Annotated in this window: 15 protein-coding genes; 4 read left to right on the forward strand and 11 right to left on the reverse strand. The window is 63.8% G+C overall.

Translation table 11 applies throughout. The features are described from left to right. Window positions 1-118: 118 nt before the first annotated feature. The 5 genes from ACO07D_RS02550 to ACO07D_RS02570 form a co-directional block, all read right to left on the reverse strand. On the reverse strand, window positions 119-2,623 hold the full coding sequence (locus tag ACO07D_RS02550) for a GcvT family protein (protein ID WP_421701374.1): 2,505 nt from the start codon (window positions 2,621-2,623) through the stop codon (window positions 119-121). A 222-nt stretch (window positions 2,624-2,845) separates the two neighbouring features. Continuing rightward, window positions 2,846-3,406, reverse strand: coding sequence for a contact-dependent growth inhibition system immunity protein (locus ACO07D_RS02555; RefSeq protein WP_421701375.1), 561 nt, complete (start codon window positions 3,404-3,406; stop codon window positions 2,846-2,848). Next, window positions 3,403-4,650 (reverse strand): phage minor head protein, encoded by a 1,248-nt coding sequence (locus tag ACO07D_RS02560; RefSeq protein ID WP_421701376.1) that lies wholly within the window; start codon window positions 4,648-4,650, stop codon window positions 3,403-3,405. Before ACO07D_RS02560 ends, ACO07D_RS02555 begins: the two co-directional genes overlap by 4 nt. Before the next feature lie 143 nt (window positions 4,651-4,793). Then, on the reverse strand, window positions 4,794-5,456 hold the full coding sequence (locus tag ACO07D_RS02565; RefSeq protein ID WP_421701377.1) for a hypothetical protein: 663 nt from the start codon (window positions 5,454-5,456) through the stop codon (window positions 4,794-4,796). A 71-nt stretch (window positions 5,457-5,527) separates the two neighbouring features. After that, the gene (locus ACO07D_RS02570) at window positions 5,528-6,514 is read right to left on the reverse strand and encodes a 2-hydroxyacid dehydrogenase (RefSeq protein ID WP_421701378.1); all 987 of its coding nucleotides are present in this window, start codon (window positions 6,512-6,514) and stop codon (window positions 5,528-5,530) included. A 151-nt stretch (window positions 6,515-6,665) separates the two neighbouring features. On the opposite strand from ACO07D_RS02570, the gene ACO07D_RS02575 reads away from it, so the two are divergent. Genes ACO07D_RS02575 through ACO07D_RS02585 form a run of 3 tightly spaced genes read left to right on the forward strand, consistent with a single transcriptional unit; the run spans window position 6,666 to window position 9,112 of the window. After that, the gene (locus ACO07D_RS02575) at window positions 6,666-7,169 is read left to right on the forward strand and encodes an SH3 domain-containing protein (RefSeq protein ID WP_421701379.1); all 504 of its coding nucleotides are present in this window, start codon (window positions 6,666-6,668) and stop codon (window positions 7,167-7,169) included. Beyond that, a complete protein-coding gene (locus tag ACO07D_RS02580) occupies window positions 7,170-8,159 on the forward strand; it encodes a hypothetical protein (RefSeq protein ID WP_421701380.1) in 990 nt (329 codons plus the stop codon). It abuts the gene before it with no gap. A 38-nt stretch (window positions 8,160-8,197) separates the two neighbouring features. Then, the gene (locus ACO07D_RS02585) at window positions 8,198-9,112 is read left to right on the forward strand and encodes a cation diffusion facilitator family transporter (protein WP_421701381.1); all 915 of its coding nucleotides are present in this window, start codon (window positions 8,198-8,200) and stop codon (window positions 9,110-9,112) included. 224 nt (window positions 9,113-9,336) lie between these two features. On the opposite strand, the gene ACO07D_RS02590 is transcribed toward ACO07D_RS02585, so the two are convergent. After that, window positions 9,337-11,361: a M3 family metallopeptidase gene (locus ACO07D_RS02590; protein WP_421701382.1), complete on the reverse strand. Its 2,025-nt coding sequence runs from the start codon at window positions 11,359-11,361 to the stop codon at window positions 9,337-9,339. Between the two features lie 111 nt (window positions 11,362-11,472). Between ACO07D_RS02590 and ACO07D_RS02595 the strand changes: the two genes are divergently transcribed. Continuing rightward, window positions 11,473-12,681, forward strand: a complete 1,209-nt coding sequence (locus tag ACO07D_RS02595) for a trans-sulfuration enzyme family protein (RefSeq protein WP_421701383.1) — start codon at window positions 11,473-11,475, stop codon at window positions 12,679-12,681. 254 nt (window positions 12,682-12,935) lie between these two features. Here ACO07D_RS02595 and ACO07D_RS02600 read toward each other — a convergent pair whose 3' ends face one another. From ACO07D_RS02600 to ACO07D_RS02620, 5 genes are all read right to left on the reverse strand, one after another. Then, window positions 12,936-13,736: an amino acid ABC transporter permease gene (locus tag ACO07D_RS02600; RefSeq protein ID WP_421701384.1), complete on the reverse strand. Its 801-nt coding sequence runs from the start codon at window positions 13,734-13,736 to the stop codon at window positions 12,936-12,938. A gap of 48 nt (window positions 13,737-13,784) precedes the next feature. Further along, window positions 13,785-14,576, reverse strand: a complete 792-nt coding sequence (locus tag ACO07D_RS02605) for a transporter substrate-binding domain-containing protein (RefSeq protein ID WP_421701386.1) — start codon at window positions 14,574-14,576, stop codon at window positions 13,785-13,787. Between the two features lie 93 nt (window positions 14,577-14,669). After that, window positions 14,670-15,143: a GNAT family N-acetyltransferase gene (locus tag ACO07D_RS02610; protein WP_421701387.1), complete on the reverse strand. Its 474-nt coding sequence runs from the start codon at window positions 15,141-15,143 to the stop codon at window positions 14,670-14,672. After that, window positions 15,133-15,945, reverse strand: coding sequence for a hypothetical protein (locus ACO07D_RS02615; protein WP_421701388.1), 813 nt, complete (start codon window positions 15,943-15,945; stop codon window positions 15,133-15,135). The genes ACO07D_RS02610 and ACO07D_RS02615 overlap by 11 nt, the downstream gene beginning before the upstream one ends. Then, complete coding sequence (locus ACO07D_RS02620) at window positions 15,942-16,976, reverse strand: HesA/MoeB/ThiF family protein (protein WP_421701389.1); 1,035 nt, start codon at window positions 16,974-16,976, stop codon at window positions 15,942-15,944. The genes ACO07D_RS02615 and ACO07D_RS02620 overlap by 4 nt, the downstream gene beginning before the upstream one ends. Window position 16,977 lies beyond the last annotated feature (1 nt).

Here is a 16,977-nt window from a genome sequence, read left to right on the forward strand (position 1 = left end):
CACGGGCGGGTTCAGCAGAATCGCGCTGACAATGCCTTGGAGGCCCAGCCTAGCATGGCAGGCCCCAAAACAGGAAAAGCCCCGCCGAGGCAGGGCTTTTCGCAGGGTTCGATACGGATCAGCCGTTCACGCGGATGTTTGCGTTGGTCGGGTCGTAGGGGCTGTCCTCGACGATCTCGGCGTCCCACAGCTGGTTCAGGATCTTGACCTTCAGCTTCTGGCCGACATTGGCCAATTCCGGAGTGACATAGCCCATGCCGATCGACTTTCCGAAGTGCACCGAATAGCCACCCGAGGTCAGGCGACCCACCTTGGTGTCACCGTCAAACAGCGCCTCGCGGCCCCAGGGGTCGGCATCGTCCGGACCGTCGATCAGCAGGGTCACGCATTTGGCGCGAATGCCCTTGGCGACCATGGCGTCCTTGCCGTGGAAATCCTTTTCAAGGTCGATGAAGCGCGGCAGGTCGGCTTCGGCCGGGGTCGCGTCGCGGCCCAATTCGGTGCCGAAGGCGCGGTAGCTCTTCTCCTGACGCAGCCAGTTCTGCGCGCGGGCGCCAACCAGCTTCATGCCGTGTTTCTCTCCGGCCTTGGTCAGCAGATCCCACAGGTAGTTCTGCATCTCGATCGGGTGGTGCAGCTCCCAGCCCAGCTCACCGGTGTAAGCCACGCGGATCGCGTTGACCGGGCACATGCCCAGCTCGATCTGCTTGGCCGACAGCCAGGGAAAGCGCTTGTTGGACAGGGCAGTGGACGGGTCGGCGTCCACAATCACCTCGTTCAGCACATCGCGCGACTTGGGCCCGGCGATGGCAAAGACGCCCCACTGGGTGGTCACGTCCTGGATCTCGATGTAGCCGAACTCTTCCATCTTGTCCTCGGCGGCCTTGCGCAGGAAGTCGGCGTCATATTCGGTCCAGGCCCCGGCGGAAACGAGGTAGTAGTTGTTCTCGCCATTGCGCACGATGGTGTATTCGGTGCGGGTGGTACCAGCCGAGGTCAGGGCGTAGGTCAGGTTGATCCGGCCCACTTTCGGCAGTTTGTTACAGGTGAACCAGTCGAGGAACTGGGTCGCGCCCGGGCCTTTGACCACATGTTTGGTGAAGGCGGTGGCGTCGATCAGGCCCACGCCCTCGCGGATCGCCTTGGCCTCTTCCACAGCATATTGCCACCAGCCACCACGGCGGAACGAACGGGCCTCCTCGTCGAAGTTCTCCGGCGCATCCAGCGGACCGTAGTAGTTCGGGCGTTCCCAGCCGTTGACCCAGCCAAATTGCGCGCCGCGCTCTTTTTGACGGTCATAGGCGGGCGAGCAGCGCAGCGGGCGGGCCGCCGGGCGTTCTTCGTCCGGGTGGTGCAGGATGTAGACATGCTCGTAGCATTCTTCGTTCTTGCGAGCGGCGAACTCGGTGGTCATCCAGTTCGAGCTGTAACGCTTGGGGTCAAGCGAAGCCATGTCGATCTCGGCCTCACCGTCGACCATCATCTGGGCGAGGTAATAGCCGGTGCCGCCAGCAGCGGTGATCCCGAACGAGAAACCTTCGGCCAGCCACATGTTGCGCAGACCCGGCGCCGGACCCACCAGCGGGTTGCCGTCGGGGGTGTAGCAGATTGGGCCGTTGAAGTCGTCTTTCAGGCCGGATTCAGCACAAGACGGCACGCGTTCGGCCATCGCCATATACTGATCAGCAATCCGGTCGAGATCGAGCGGGAACAGGTCGGCACGGAAGCTGTCCGGCACGCCATGTTCGAAACGGGCGGGCGCGCCACGCTCGTAGATGCCCAGGATCCAGCCGCCACGTTCCTCACGGGCATAAGATTCGTTGTCAGCGTCGCGCACAACGGGGTGCTCAGGGTTGCCCGCTTCGCGCCATTTGACCAGCTCGGGGTCTTTGTCCATGACGATGAAGGTGTGCTCGACCGGGATGGCAGGCATCTTGATGCCAAGCATCTTGGCGGTGCGCTGCGCGTGGTTTCCGCTCGCGGTGACGACATGCTCGGCGGTGATCACCACCTTCTCGTCGCTCTCGATCAGGTTACCACCCTTTTCTGCCATGACGGTGCAGGTCACTTCCCAGTGGGTGCCGTTCCAGTGGAAGTCATCCGCCTGCATCTTGCGCACGATTTCGACGCCACGCTGACGGGCGCCCTTGGCCATGGCCTGGGTCACGTCGGCGGGGTTAATGTAGCCATCCTCGGTGTGATAGAGCGCGCCTTTCAGGTCCGAGGTCTCGATCAGCGGCCAGCGCTCCTTGATCTGCTCCGGGCTCAGGAATTCGTAGTTGATGCCCACGGTGTCAGCGGTCGAGGCATAGAGCATGTATTCATCCATGCGCTCGTCGGTCTGGGCCATGCGCAGGTTGCCGACCACGGCGAAACCGGCGTTCAGACCGGTCTCAGCCTCCAGCTCCTTGTAGAACTTGACCGAGTAGTCGTGGATGTGGGTCGTCGCGTAGGACATGTTGAACAGCGGCAGCAGACCGGCGGCGTGCCAGGTCGAGCCGGAGGTCAGCTCGTCGCGCTCGATCAGCATGACATCGTCCCAGCCGGCTTTGGCCAGGTGATAGGCGATCGAGGTCCCGACGGCGCCCCCGCCGACGACAAGCGCTTTGACATTGGTTTTCATGGACGACTCCCTTGGCGAACATGGTGGGAAAATTTGTGCTGCTCAAACATGGCGCATCGCCAAGGGTCGCGCAAAACCAGCCCGACGCTAATTCGCGAAAAAACGACTACTGGAGTCGGTTTCACGCAGGAGGGAACAGCCAAACGCCCATGGACCCCGGCCCGGGGTGGGGCGTTGTGCGGGGAGAATCAGGCGTGCGTCAGCGCACCATCGGGAACCGCCTCAATCCCCCGCCAAGGCCACCGCGCGGCGCCAGGCGGCGCCCAGCGCCTCGGGGGAGGTGTCGCGTGGCAGGGTTTCCACCGGCCCGCCACCATCGCCCGAGAACCAGCGTCCGCGACGGCGGCGCCAGGCGGTCAGCAGGATCTGGTCACCGCCCTCGGCCCGCACCCCGACCGAGCGCGCACCCCGGTAAAGCGTCGCGCGGGTCTTGACCCCGGCCACCTCCATCAACCCCGCGTCATAGGCATCGTCATTGCGCCCCTCGATCCAATCGCCGAAGAAGGCGTCGAACTCCGGCTGATCCGGGGTCAGAAACCGGCTCTTGTCCAGCGCGTCCAGCAGTGCCGCGCCGATCTCGGCGTCGCTGGCATCGACAGGCAGGATATGCTGCACGCCCTGCGGGTCCGGGTAGTTCGAGCGGTACACGGCCATGGATTCGACCATCAGGAACTTGCGAAACAGGATCGTGCCTGCCGCGAACCATTCGGGGGGCGGGGGCGGGGTGGGTCGATCACTCTCGTCAAAAATCTGCCCGGTTTCCCGAAAATCAATTGTCTTCATTGTGCCACTACCCAGTTCATGTCGACTTCCAACGATTGCGCATATTCCATAGCATAGATGATCTCCTTGAGTTGTTCATCTGTCGCGCCTTCCGGGATGGCGAGGCGAAGCTGCCTATGCTCAATCTTTGTGACCTCTTCGAACCGGTCGCCTTCAAAATCCTTCAGTTTGTCCAGATATCGCTTCAACGTATAAAAAATCGCTTGAGGCCGGTTTACATAGGTCGGCGCGTTGATGTTCAGCGTCTTTGCACTTGTGGCTACGCGCGTAACGGGGTCAAAAAAGTCGATCACCGGGAAGGGGCGCGGGCCGAACCACCTTCCGTAGCCTCCCTGCCGGTTCAGCGCCTCTTCCCAGGGGATGCCCTGTTCGCGAATGCCCCTGGCCCGGGTAATGCCGGTGCCTGTGATCCGTGTGATGTTTCGGGTTGCAGCCAAGTTGGCGCGGGCGGCAGCGGCGGCGCGGAAACCACGGCCCAGAGGCACGGCACCGCTCTCATCCACAATGAACTCGCGCAGCAGCCGGGACTTGGCGATCCCGCGCAGAAATGACAGGGCCGCCCCTGCCGCAGGCACCACTGTCATGGCGATCTGGGTACGCAGATAGGCCCGCTCGCGCACCGCCTCGGCCAGCTCCGCCTCGGTTGCTTCGCATTTCAGATAAGCGTCCAGCGTGAACCAGACCCTGTTTTCAACGGCGGCAACATAGTCGTTGAAGGCGGACAACAGCTCCGGCGTCTGGGCAAGCGCCGCTTGCAACGTCTCAAGACGTTCGGGCAAGTTTGCAAGTTCTTCGCCAATCTGCGCCTCAATCGCCTGGCGGCGCGCCCTGTTTTCTTCGCCTTCAAGGCCCAGGGCGGCCGCCAGTTCCAGCACCGCAAAATCGAGGGTCGCACCGACACCACTCAGAACAGTGCCGATACCTTCAATGGTCTCCACACCGGCATCCCAAAGCGCCTCGGCGGTGCCGGTCGCGCCGGCAGCATCCATGAGGATTTGACGCGCCACAGCGTTGCGGGGGCGACAACCTTCCTTCCCTTCGACCACCGGTTCGGCCACGCATCTGCAACCAAAATCATGACCCGGATGGCCATGCGGTGTTTCCTTGTCCCAGGCGAAGACCTGATCATCGTGCTTGCGGTGACCGGCCCGCACCCGCGCATCCTCACGCGTTCGCCAGACGTAATGGGAAATGCCTAGCGCCTGTTGGCGGCGGGCGTTCACCCAAGCCTGGTATTGCGACACGGTTGCCTGAACGGACGGGTCTCACGCCAGATCGGTCGCAGCTTCCTCGCCCATCATCTCCGCCCGCGCGCGCAGACGCTCGAAGGCCTCGTCTGTCAGGTCGTCGATGGCTACCGAGCGCACATGTGCAGCGTACGCCCCGATTACCGCCCCAAACGCGCGTCGAAATCGTCCAGCGGCAGCACTGGGTGGATCAGCGCGCGCAACTCGGCCCTGCGCGGGGCCGTGGGTTCGAACATCGTGTAGCAGACGTAGTCCTCGATCATCGCCGCCTGCTGTTCGAACCCGTAGGTCAGGAACGCACGGTCGGCTTCGGGCACGTACCAATAGGGGTCACGGCTGCGCACGCTTTCGGACCCGGATGTTGCTGGATCATAGTGGGTGCGGTCTCGGTTCTGCCATTGCCAGACATGCACCAGCTCATGCGCCATCAGAAGCGCCTGAGGCAGCGGCACGGCATGGGGCCAGCCCTCCATCATGTCCTCGCGGTAGAAGTCGCGTTTCAGCAAAACCTGGTTCCAAAGCACCATGCCCGCGGGCCATTGGAACCCGTCACGCGGGCTGGGCACCCGGGTGCAGATCCCTTCCGGCGGGCGGGTTGATGGAGGGGGGGCTTCGCCGGTCGTCTCCGCCTTCGGATCTTTCGGCAGGGGCGTCAGGCCGACACCTGACTGCACGACAATCTTTCCCTGATCCAGCGTGTCCCCAAACAGGACGCGGGCAAAATCGGCCTCGCCAGGGGCCAGACCACGGGCGCAGGCACTGACGGAAAAAAGAACAACGGGCAGAAGAACCAGACGCAACATGGGCCGAGCTTTCGCCACGTGCTCCGAAAATGCAAGACCCCGCCTGAGCGGGGTCTGATCACGTTTCAGATTTATAGCATCCCCGGCACCACCTGGTCCGGTGGGCGGTGGCCATCGGCGAAGGTCTTGATGTTGATGATCACTTTCTCGCCCATCTCGAGCCGCCCCTCATGGGTGGCCGAACCCATATGCGGCAGGGCCACGACACTGGGCAGGTCGCGCAGGCGCGGGTTGATCTCGGCCCCATGTTCATAGACGTCCAAACCTGCCCCCGCGATCTCGCCCGCACGCAGCATGCGGGTCAGGGCGTTCTCGTCGATCACCTCGCCGCGCGAGGTGTTCACGATCACCGCCTCGGGCTTCATCAGCTTCAGGCGGCGTGCATTCATCAGGTGGAAGGTCGAGGGCGTATGCGGGCAGTTGATCGACAACACGTCCATGCGCGCGACCATCTGGTCAAGGCTTTCCCAGTAGGTTGCCTCGTACTGGTCTTCGATATCGGCGTGTAGACGTTTGCGGTTGTGGTAATGCACCTGCATGCCAAATGCCCTCGCCCGCGCGGCGACAGCCTGACCGATGCGGCCCATGCCCAGGATACCCAAGCGGCGCCCCTGGATGCGATGGCCCAACATGCCCGAGGGCGACCAACCGCCCCATTTGCCCTCGGCCATAAGGCGAATGCCCTCCGGGAAGCGGCGGGTCACGGCCAGGATCAGCGCGATCGCCATATCCGCCGTATCATCGGCCGACACGCCCGGAGTATTCGACACCAGAACACCCCGCTGGCGCGCCGTGTGGATGTCGATATGGTCCACCCCTGCGCCGTAGTTTGCGATCAGTTTCAGCTTGTCGCCAGCCGCGGCCAACATGCTCTGGTCGATCTGGTCGGTCAGGGTGGGCACCAACACGTCGGCCCGCTTCATCGCATCGACCAGCTCGTCACGCGACATCGGCGTGTCCGCGTCGCGCAGCTCGACGTCGAAAAGCTCCTTCATCCGGGTCTCGACCGGCTCCGGCAACCGTCGCGTCACGACAACACTCAGACGTTCAGGGGCCATGCTGCCCTCCCTTCTTCTTTTCTTTCGCGCCTCTCGATGACAAACTGGCAAGGAACGCGATGCTGCACAAGCACCAACGCACGTGCAGCATGAAAAGAATGACGTTCGAGGGCAGTCAGGTGATTTACGTCGGGTGGACGAAGGAGGCCGCATGCGGTTGATCGGGGCATTTCTGGCCGGGTGCGTGGTGTTGTGCACCCAGCCCGCGCTTGCAGCCGAAGGGGAAGAGCGCGGCTCGGTCACCAACCTGCCGATCCCGCGCTATGTCTCGTTGAAGACCGGCGAAGGCAATGTGCGCCGGGGGCCATCTCTGACCCACCGCATCGACTGGGTGTTCAAGGCCCGTGGCATGCCGCTGGAGATTACCGGCGAGTTCGGCCACTGGCGCCGGGTGCGCGATCGCGACGGCGTGGGCGGCTGGATGCACTATTCGCTTCTGTCTGGCGCGCGCACCGTGATCATCGAAACCGACCTGACCGCTCTGTTTCAACGCCCTGACCCGTCGACACGGGTCAATGCGTACCTGGAGGCGGGCGTGATTGCCCGTGTCGATGAATGCGCCGCCGATTGGTGTCTGTTGCGCGCCGACGGGCACAAGGGTTGGGCCGCCAAGACCGCAATCTGGGGGGTGCGCGTGGACGAGGTCATCGACTAGATGGAGCTGATCGGCTCCCCCCGGGCCGCGCGACGGCTGAGGGTCGAGCGGGCCGTGATCATCCATGCGGATGCGGAGTGGTTGCCACGGATCGCCGAGGGGCGCATCGACCTGTTTCAGAAACTGGAGGCCAAGGCCCGATCCGAGGGGTGGCCGATGTTATTGGTGGCTGCGGGCAGCCGCGAGGCAGTGGAACTGGATCGTCGCTCGGAGGATATCCGCCTAATTTGCGCTGATGCGCCGGGCTATGCGCCGCGCACGCTGCACATTCACCCAAGCTATATCTGGGGCTTCTGGCACCTCGACGAATTGGGCCTGCGGGCCCATAGCTCCCTGCGGTTCGGCGGTTTCTGTGCCGAACAGGTCGACCCGGCCAAGGCACGCTATTTCTTTGACGGGGTGTCGGGCTACATGCTGCGCGAAAACATCTCGGGCCGCCCGCAGGAAGTGCGTGTTCACGCCCCTCTGCAAGGCGCCCGCGCCACCGTGTTCTGCCAGGAGATTGAGGACCAACCCGGCGAGCCCCTGCATTACCTGACCACTGAAGAAATGATCCGCACCTGCGCCGAACACGACCGCGCGGCGTTGATCTATGTAAAGATCCACCCGGCCACCACGAAACCCACCCGCCGCGCCATCATGGACATTACGCGGGACTACCCGAACGTGAAGCTCTCCGAGGCCTCCGTGCATGACCTGATCGAAGCTTCGGATCTGGTGGTCACCCAGACCTCCGGCGTCGGGTTCGAGGCTCTGATGCAGCGCTGCGCAGTGGTGACCTGCGGAAAAACCGACTACTGGCAGGCGACCCTGACCGCGCGTCGGGTGTCCGACCTGCGCGAAGCGCTCAGTTTCGGCCCGGAGGCGATGGCGGACTTCCCGTTCGAGCGGTTCTTCTACTGGTACCTGGGCCAGCGTTGTCTGGAACCCGCAAAGGACGGCGTCGAGACCCGCGCCTGGGCACGCATCCGCGACAAGGCGATGCTGTGACCTTGCGGGCCGGGCGGGGAATCGGATAGCGCAGAGCCATGGCCGACAAGAGCACACGCATGAACCTTTCCGCCGGGATCGCCTCGGCCTCCGTCGCGGTAACCCTGGTGCTGTTGAAGCTCTGGGCGCTTGGCGAGACGAATGCGCTGTCGGTGGCGGCCTCGCTGGCGGATTCGGCGATGGACCTGATGGTGTCGCTGGGCGCCTTGGCGGCGATCTGGTATGCCGCGCGGCCTGCCGATGACGATCACACCTTCGGCCATACCTCAGCCGAGGATCTGGCCGCGCTCGGCCAGAGCCTGTTCATCCTCGCCTCGGCGGGCATCATCGCCTTTGCCGCCGTGACCCGGCTGTGGTCCGGCGAACCCGCGCCGATCCTGTCTCACGGTAAGGGCATCATCGTCATGGGAACGTCCATCGTGCTGACCCTGTCCCTGGTGCTGTGGCAACGCCACGTGGCGGCACGCACCGGGTCGGCCGTGGTCAAGGCCGACAGCCTGCATTACCTGGGTGACCTCATCCCGAACATTGGCGCAATCCTGTCGCTTTGGGCGGCCAGCTGGTTCCAGATGGAGGCAATCGACAGCGCCGTGGCCATTGGGGCGGCAATCCTGCTGGCCGTCGGTGCCCTGCGCATCTTCAAGACCGCCTGGGACGGGCTGATGGACCGCGCTGCCGACCCGGAGATGATCGCCGGGATCGAGACCATCGCCCGTGACTGGCCCGGGGTGCACGGGTTTCACGACCTGAAGACACGGCGGTCGGGCAGCAAGGTCTTCGTGAACATGCATATCGAACTGGACGGCGCGCAGAGCCTGGACGAGGCCCACGCCACCGGCGCCGCCCTGCGCCGCGCCATCCTGCGCGCCTATCCGCAAACGGATGTGATGCTGCACAAGGACCCGGTGGGGGTGCAGCCGCACCCGGAGGATCCCTCGCGTAAACCAAAATAGCCGGGTGGGCTCCCGCCGCACATCTGCGCCTTCGGCTTGTCGTGCGTTGGGCATGGCACGCTTCGCGTGCCAGGGGCTTTGCCCCTCGCGCTGACGCGCTCACCCCAAGGTATTTTGGCAAGAAAAAGAACAGGGGAGCCTTGTCTGGCACGGCGGGGTGGGATGCCGCCGCGCTTGCCCACCCGCGTCGCTTGCCAGGGTGGGCGCCGTGTCGGGCAAGGTGATTACTCAGCAGCGAGCCCCCGGCCCTTCAGAAGCGCTTCGACCCCGGGTAGGCGGCCGCGGAACGCGCGGTAGAGGTCTTCGGCTTCCACCGATCCGCCTGCCGACAGGATGTGTTTCTCCAACAGCTGGGCGGTTTCAGCGTGGAAGGGGTCGCCCGCTTCGAGGAAGGCTTCAAACGCATCGGCATCCATGACCTCGGACCACATGTAGCTGTAGTAACCCGAGGAATAGCCGTCCCCGGCAAAGACATGGGCAAAATGCGGCGTGGCGTGGCGCATGCGGATCGCCCTGGGCATGCCGATGGCCTCCAGAACTTCGGCCTGGGCCTGCATCGGATCAGAGGGTGCCGCGCCTTCGTGGAAGGCAAGGTCAACCAGTGCCGAGGCCACGAATTCCACGGTCTGGAACCCCATGTCATGGGTCGCCGCCGCCAACAGCCGGTCCAGCATCGGTTTCGGCATCGGCTGCCCGGTGTCCGCATGGGTGGCAAATTCGCCCAGCACCTCGGGCACTTCCAGCCAGTGTTCGTAAAGCTGGCTGGGCAGTTCGACGAAGTCCCGCGCCACGGAGGTGCCCGAGATCGAGTCGTAAGTCACGTTGGACAGCATCTGGTGCAGTGCATGTCCGAACTCGTGAAACAGCGTGCGGGCGTCGTCCCAGGACAGAAGCGCCGGCTTGCCCGCCTCGGCCTTGGCGAAGTTGCAGACATTGACGACGATGGGGCGAATGTCCCCTTCCAGCTTCTGCTGACTGCGCATGGCCGAACACCAGGCGCCCGAGCGCTTGGAGCCACGCGCGAAATAGTCCCCCACGAAGACCGCCAGGTGCTGACCATCCCGGGTCACCTCCCAGGCGCGGGCATCTTCATGGTAGAGCGCCACATCCAGCGGCGCGAACTCCAGCCCGAACAGGCGGTTTGCCACGCTGAAGGCGGCTTCGATCATGCGGTCGAGCTGCAGGTAGGGTTTCAGCTCCGCCTCATCCAGGTCGTGTTCCTGCTGGCGGCGGCGTTCGGCATAGAAATGCCAGTCCCAGGGTTCCAGGTCGCCATTGTGCCCATCCGCGTGCAGCATTTCAGTCATGGTGGCCGCATCCTTCAGCGCCGCCGCCTTGGCCGGTTCCCAGACCTCCATGAGCAAATCACGCACCCGGTCAGGATGGCCGGCCATTTCGGTTTCCAGCTTGAACTGGGCGAAACTGTCGTAGCCCAGAAGCCCCGCGCGGGTCTCGCGCAGGGACAGGATTTCCGTGGCAATGGCGCGGTTGTCCGTGTCGCCGCCATTGGCGCCGCGCGCGCTATAGGCCTCATAGGCCTTCTGGCGCAGATCGCGGCGGGGTGAGAATTGCAGGAAAGGTGTGATCAGCGAACGCGAGAGGGTCACGACCGGGCCGTCCGCCCCTTTCTCGGCCCCGGCCGCGCGGGCGGCGTCCAGGACGAAATCGGGCAGGCCCTCCAGATCCTCACCCGCGATTTCCATGTGCCAATCACGCTCATCCGCCAGCAGGTTCTGCATGAACTCGGTGCCCAGCACCGCCAGACGCTCCTGCACCTCCTTGTACCGGTCACGATCCGCCCCTTGCAGCAGCGCCCCCGCCCGCACGAAACCGCGCCGGGTCAGCATCAGCACGCGCGCCTGTTCGTCGGACAGGGCCAGGTCGTCGCGGGCGAGCCACAGGGCCTCGACCCGTTCAAACAGCTTCGCGTTCATAGAGATCTCGGCCGCATAGGCGGCGAGTTTCGGCGAGAAGGCACGTTGCAACTCTTCCCGCTTGGGCGTCGAATCCGCGCCTGCCACATTGTAGAACACGCCAAGTACGCGGTTCAGCGTGGCATCTGCCCGTTCCAACGCCTCGATCGTATTGGCAAAGCTCGGCGCCTCGGGATTTTCGGCAATTTCGGCCAGGTTGGCACGCGCCTCGGTCAAAGCGGCCGCAAAAGCGGGTTCGAAGTCCTCATCGGTAATGGCGGCGAAAGGCGGCAAGTCGAAAGGCGTGTCCCAGGCGGACAAAAGCGGGTTGGTCATGCGTGTCTCCTTTGCCCATGAACCTAGGGACGGATTGCGACATGTCCATACGCAAACGGGGTGGACATGGCCGAACGGCGCGCGTTTCCTCGGCGCAAAGGAGTTTCTGCCATGTCACAATCGCACTGCCCCAAGGGCCCGATGACCACCGCCATTCACGCGGGCGAGGCGCCCGACCCGGCAACCAAGGCCTCGGCCCCGCCCCTGCACATGTCATCGACCTTCGTGGTCGAAGAGGCGGCAGGATTTTCCGCCCATGACATTCCCGAGGACGCGCCCTGGCTTTATGCCCGCTGGGGCAATCCGACCGTGGACATGCTGGAGCGCAAGATCGCCACGCTGGAAGGGGTCGAGGCCTGTCTGTGCACAGCATCCGGCATGGCGGCGGCTTCGGCGATCTTCTTTACCTTCCTGTCGGCAGGGGACCACGTGCTGGTCTCGGACGTATCCTATGCGGGCGTGGCGGAGCTGGTGCGCGATACGCTTCCGCGCCTGGGGATCGAGGCGACAGTGGTGAACATGTCAGACCTCACGGCCGTGGCGGCGGCCCTGCGCCCGAACACGCGGCTGGTGCATGCGGAAACCCCGGTGAACCCAATCGGGCGGCTGACCGACCTGGCGGCGGTGGCGAACCTGGCCCACGAAGTAGGCGCGCTGATGTCAGTGGACAGCACCTTTGCCTCGCCGATGGCCACGCGACCCGCCGAATTCGGCGTGGACTTGGTGATGCACTCGATCACGAAATACATCGGCGGCCATGGCGACGCGGTCGGCGGCGCCGTGGCCGGATCGCGCGAGCTGGTCGCCAAGATGCGCGGCGAGGCCTCGATCCACCATGGCGGCATCCTGTCGCCCTTCAACGCCTGGCTGATCGCCCGTGGCGCGGCGACCCTGCCCCTGCGCATGCGGGCGCATGAGGCAGGGGCGATGGCGGTGGCCGAGTGGCTGGAGGCCAATCCGCGGGTTGCCCGGGTGATCTATCCGGGGCTCACCTCGCACCCGCAACATGACCTGGCCCGGTCACAGATGAAAAATTTCTCGGGCATGATCTCGTTCCAGGTCGGCGATACCGCCAAGGGCGAGGCCGTGGCCGAGCGGATGATGGAGCGGCTGGAGGTGATCCACTATGCCGTGTCTCTGGGCCACCATCGGTCCTTGGTGTTCTGGATGCCCACCGAGGGACTTATGGAAAGCTCCTTCCGGCTGGAGGGCGCCGCACTGGAGGATTATCGCGCCTATGCAGGGGACGGGATCTTCCGACTGTCCGTGGGGCTGGAGGATGCCGAGGATTTGATCGCCGATCTCGACCGGGTGCTCTAGGCAAAGGCGGGCTCCCGCCCTCCCCCTGCGCCCTCCGGGCTTGTGGCAGGTTGGGCATGGCACGCTACGCGTGCCAGGGGCTTTGCCCTCGCGCTTTCGCACTCACCCCAAGTATTATTGGCAAGTTAAAGAGAGAAACAGCCCGGCGCGGCGGAGTGCGCAAGAGCAACCCCGCCGCGATTGCAACGGAAGTCAGGGTGGGAGCCGCGCCGGGCAGCGGGCGCAGCGGGGCAAAAGCCCCTGACGGGGCCGCTCTAGCCGTCGTGGCCCTTCTCGCGCAGGTGTCGTTCAAGACGCCTCAGCGCCAGCGAAAGGGTTACCGTCATCATCAGGTAGATAAGCGCGACCACGTTATAGGTCTCGAAATAGCGAAAGTTCCCTGCCGCCGTGACCTTGCCCAGTTGGGTAATATCCGCCACCCCCAACACCGACACCAGCGAGCTGTCCTTGACCATCGCCACGAAGTCATTGCCCAGCGGCGGCAGGATCATGCGAAAGGCCTGGGGCCAACGGATCAGGCGAAAGCGCTGCCAGCCGTTCAAGCCCAGCGCTTGGGCCGCTTCGATCTGACCCTGATCAACCGCTTGCAGACCGGCACGAAAAACCTCGGCGATGAAGGCGGAATAGCCGATGGTCAGCGCCAGGACCGCCCGCCACAACAGCGGAAAATCCCGGGTACGGATCGGGTCGAGCCCCAGCCCCTCGGCCAGCCAGTTCCAGCCAGCCACCATGGCAGGCGCAACCACGAAGGCCACGTAGAGCAGCAGCACGATGATCGGCACGCCGCGAATGATCTCGATATAAAATCGCGCGAGCTGCCTAAGCACGACAAAGCGCGACAGGCTGGCCACCGCCAGCCCCAACCCGATCACGCAGGCCGACACGAATCCCACAAGCGTGACCATGACCGTGATGCCGATCCCCTTGGACAGGGTGCCCAGCACCTGCCAATAGAGGTCATCAACCACGATACGATATAGAAAGAACGCCCCGATCAGACCGGCAAAGACCAGCCACCAGGGGAAATCCTCGTCCTGTTCGGGGGTGGGGATCATTTTGGTCCGGGAAGGTTGCGCGCCGGGCTCATACCGGCGCGTCAGGGGTCAGCCGCCGATTTTGTAATCGAGGAACCAGGTCTTGTTCAGCGCGTCCAGCGTGCCGTCCGCACGCATGGCTTCAATCGCCGCATTGATCGGTGTCACAAGCTCCGAGCCCTTGGGGAAGATGAAGCCGAAATCCTCGGTGCCCAGCTTCTCACCCACGATTTTCAGCCCGCCATCGGAGGCAGAAACATAGCCCTCACCCGCCGTGCTATCGGTCAGCACCAGGTCCACGTCGCCTGCACGCAGGGCCTGGACCCCCGCACCAAAGGTTTCGAACTTGACGATGCGCGGGTTGGCCTCATCGCCATCCAGCACGTCGTAGACACCGACGTAGAACGGGGTGGTGCCGGGCTGCGCGGCCATCAGCAGGTCGTCGTCAGCAGCGAAGGAGGCGGCGTCGCTGAACCGTTCCTCGTCTCCGCGCACCATCATGATCATCTCGGATCGCATGTAGGGGGCCGAGAAATCGACCACCTCGGCACGGTCTTCGCGAATGGTGATGCCAGTCATGCCCAGGTCGTATTGCGCATCTGCCACGGCCGGGATCATCGCGTCCCAGCTGATGTTCTCATATTCCACGGTGATGTTGATGCGCTTGGCTATCTCGGCCATCGCATCATATTCCCAGCCCACCGCATTGCCGGTGCCCGGTTCGATGAACTGCAGCGGCGGGTAGGCGTTCTCGGTAACCACAACCACGGTTTTCCCGCCCAGGTCGGGCAGGTCTTCGGCCATTGCAGCGCCGGTAAAGGCCGTCAAGACAACGGCCGCAACGGTGGCAAGAATTTTCATGAGAACCCTCCAGAGAGATCAAAAAAGACGGCCCACCCTAGGGCCTAGGCGGGGCCGAGTTCAAGCGGGAACTGATAGCGCCATCACGACCCGTCAGCCCAGATCGCAGCGAAAGAGCTGCATGTCGAGCTCGCCGATCTGCCGCATACCGTTGGGCCGAAACCCGCATTTCTCCAACACCCGGACCGAGGCCGGATTGCCCAAGGCCACCCGCGCCTCCACCGCCCAGAGGCCCAGGACGCGGGCTTCGTCCAGCACCAACTCCACGGCAGTCGAGGCTGCGCCTCGCCCCACATGCGCTTCGCCGACACGATACCCCAGCTGCGCCACGCCCTGTTCGATCCCGGTCAGATTCACACGACCCTGAAGCGTATCTCCGTCCCAGACCAGAAACATCGCATCAGTATCAGCAAGCTGCCCTTCAATGACCTTCCTCAACGATCCCAGCTCCCAATAGCTGTCAGGACGCGGCCCGACCCAACGCTCGAACCAGGCACGGTTCTCGATCTCGAAATGCCAGAGAGCTTCCGCATCCTCCACGCGCAAGGGGTGCAGCTCAACCGTCACAGCAGCTCCAATCGGCCCAGGCGGTCAGGAAAAGGGCGACCTTGTGTTTGGGTGGAAAATGCGCTGCAAGCTCACGGGCGACACTACGTTCACGGGCGGATTGTTGGGGGTCTGGCCGTGAGCCTTGATCAATGAACGGATCTTCATCGTCGTCAGGGAAAGCTTCAAGAACCAGGCGATCCTCCCGCCAAAGCGCATCGTGCAACTTCCCGCAGGCTGGGCAGCACACATTCCCCCCCAATATGGAGGCTTCCACATCCCGCGACAGTTGGATAGCGCCCATCATGCAGGCGGGGCCGGTTAGCATATCCCCGGCGAATTTTTCCTCCAGGTTAGGCGCATTGGTCAGGATGGTTGCGATCATGTGGTCCAGGCGGGCCGACAACCAACCCTCAAGCTTCGCCAGTATCTGGACATCTGACTGGCTCAGATGCTCTTCCGGTTTCAGCCAGTCCCAGTGATGGTCTTCAACCTGCAAGGACAGCCCGGGAAACGGAGGGCAGGATCGCGCCGTCTTACTCCATTGGGGGGGATAGAACATCGCATGGACAAAAATCGAAAGGGCCCCCAGCACATATGCGCGCGCCTCGGGATGTTGTTTCTGCACGTCCCACAACCAGGGCAGCGCAGCATAGGTCACAGGGTACAAGTCCTCCTGATGATAGAGCTTGTTCCAGAACAGGTCATTCGCCAGCTCTTCATCCCATCCCTCTAGCAGCTTCTCCAAGATATCCGGCACCGGCTCCACCCCGTGGGGCCCATAGAGCCGCCCCCAGATCGGATCGTCCAGAGCAATCTTCACGCAGCGCCTCCGCAGACCGGGCACCCTTCGCGCTTCTTCGTCTTGATCACCCGCACCTCGCCATACATGGCATCATAGATCAGCATCCGCCCGCGCAGGCCTTCACCCGCCTGGGACAGTTCCTTGACCACCTCGACCGCCATCATCGAACCCATCACCCCGGGCAGCGGGCCGACCACACCGGCCTCCGAACAGGACGGCGCCAGCCCCGGCGCCGGGGCTTCGGGGAAGACGCATTGGTAACAGGGCGCGCCCCTGGCCGGATCGAAGGTCGAAATCTGACCTTCCCATTGGCTCAACGCCGCACCGATCACCGGTTTGCCCAGCTTCGCGGCCACGCGGTTCACCAGATAGCGGGTGGCGAAATTGTCGGTGCCTTCCAGCACCAGGTCGTACTCGGCAATGATCGTCTCGGCGCTTTCCTCATCCAGGCGGCGATTGTAGGGACGGACCGCGATGGCCGGATTCTGCGCCTTCATCGCGCGTTCGGCGGAAAAGACCTTGGGCGTGCCGATGTCCTGATCGCGGTGGATCACCTGGCGCTGCAGGTTCGAATTGTCGACCTCGTCATCGTCCACCACGCCGATGGTGCCGATCCCGGCGGCGGCCAAGTACAAGAGCGCCGAGCTGCCCAGCCCCCCGGCGCCGACCACCAACACCTTGGCGTTCTTCATTGCCAACTGCCCCGGCCCGCCGACCTCACGCAACACGATATGACGCGCATACCGGTTCAGTTCCGTGTCAGTGAACGGCCCTTCCTCGCGCTTCGGAGCCTCCGGCGCGCGGGCTTTCAGCCAAGCGACACCGCGGCCGTAAAGCGCTGCCACCCCGGCAAAGCCGATCACCACCAGCCAACCGCCCAGCGTGCCGCCGATCGCCAGCACAAGCGGGTTGTTCGCAGGCAGGGTCGCATGGATCGCCAGCACGGCGACCAGAACGATCCCGGTCAGGAACCACAGACGCGCGCGCGCCACGTCGAATGCCCAACCCAGCCCCCAGATCAGTGCCAAGATGGCCAGAACCCACAGCATG

This window comes from Aliiroseovarius sp. (assembly GCF_965228805.1).
Classification (GTDB): Bacteria; Pseudomonadota; Alphaproteobacteria; order Rhodobacterales; family Rhodobacteraceae; genus JASBTN01.

What these genes read in the sequence shown, in the direction of transcription:
- ACO07D_RS02550 (WP_421701374.1), bottom strand. Translation starts at nt 2,623, where the DNA reads ATGAAAACCAATGTCAAAGCGCTTGTCGTCGGCGGGGGCGCCGTCGGG.
- ACO07D_RS02555 (WP_421701375.1), bottom strand. Translation starts at nt 3,406, where the DNA reads ATGAAGACAATTGATTTTCGGGAAACCGGGCAGATTTTTGACGAGAGT.
- ACO07D_RS02565 (WP_421701377.1), bottom strand. Translation starts at nt 5,456, where the DNA reads ATGTTGCGTCTGGTTCTTCTGCCCGTTGTTCTTTTTTCCGTCAGTGCC.
- ACO07D_RS02570 (WP_421701378.1), bottom strand. Translation starts at nt 6,514, where the DNA reads ATGGCCCCTGAACGTCTGAGTGTTGTCGTGACGCGACGGTTGCCGGAG.
- ACO07D_RS02575 (WP_421701379.1), top strand. Translation starts at nt 6,666, where the DNA reads ATGCGGTTGATCGGGGCATTTCTGGCCGGGTGCGTGGTGTTGTGCACC.
- ACO07D_RS02580 (WP_421701380.1), top strand. Translation starts at nt 7,170, where the DNA reads ATGGAGCTGATCGGCTCCCCCCGGGCCGCGCGACGGCTGAGGGTCGAG.
- ACO07D_RS02585 (WP_421701381.1), top strand. Translation starts at nt 8,198, where the DNA reads ATGGCCGACAAGAGCACACGCATGAACCTTTCCGCCGGGATCGCCTCG.
- ACO07D_RS02590 (WP_421701382.1), bottom strand. Translation starts at nt 11,361, where the DNA reads ATGACCAACCCGCTTTTGTCCGCCTGGGACACGCCTTTCGACTTGCCG.
- ACO07D_RS02595 (WP_421701383.1), top strand. Translation starts at nt 11,473, where the DNA reads ATGTCACAATCGCACTGCCCCAAGGGCCCGATGACCACCGCCATTCAC.
- ACO07D_RS02600 (WP_421701384.1), bottom strand. Translation starts at nt 13,736, where the DNA reads ATGATCCCCACCCCCGAACAGGACGAGGATTTCCCCTGGTGGCTGGTC.
- ACO07D_RS02605 (WP_421701386.1), bottom strand. Translation starts at nt 14,576, where the DNA reads ATGAAAATTCTTGCCACCGTTGCGGCCGTTGTCTTGACGGCCTTTACC.
- ACO07D_RS02620 (WP_421701389.1), bottom strand. Translation starts at nt 16,976, where the DNA reads ATGCTGTGGGTTCTGGCCATCTTGGCACTGATCTGGGGGCTGGGTTGG.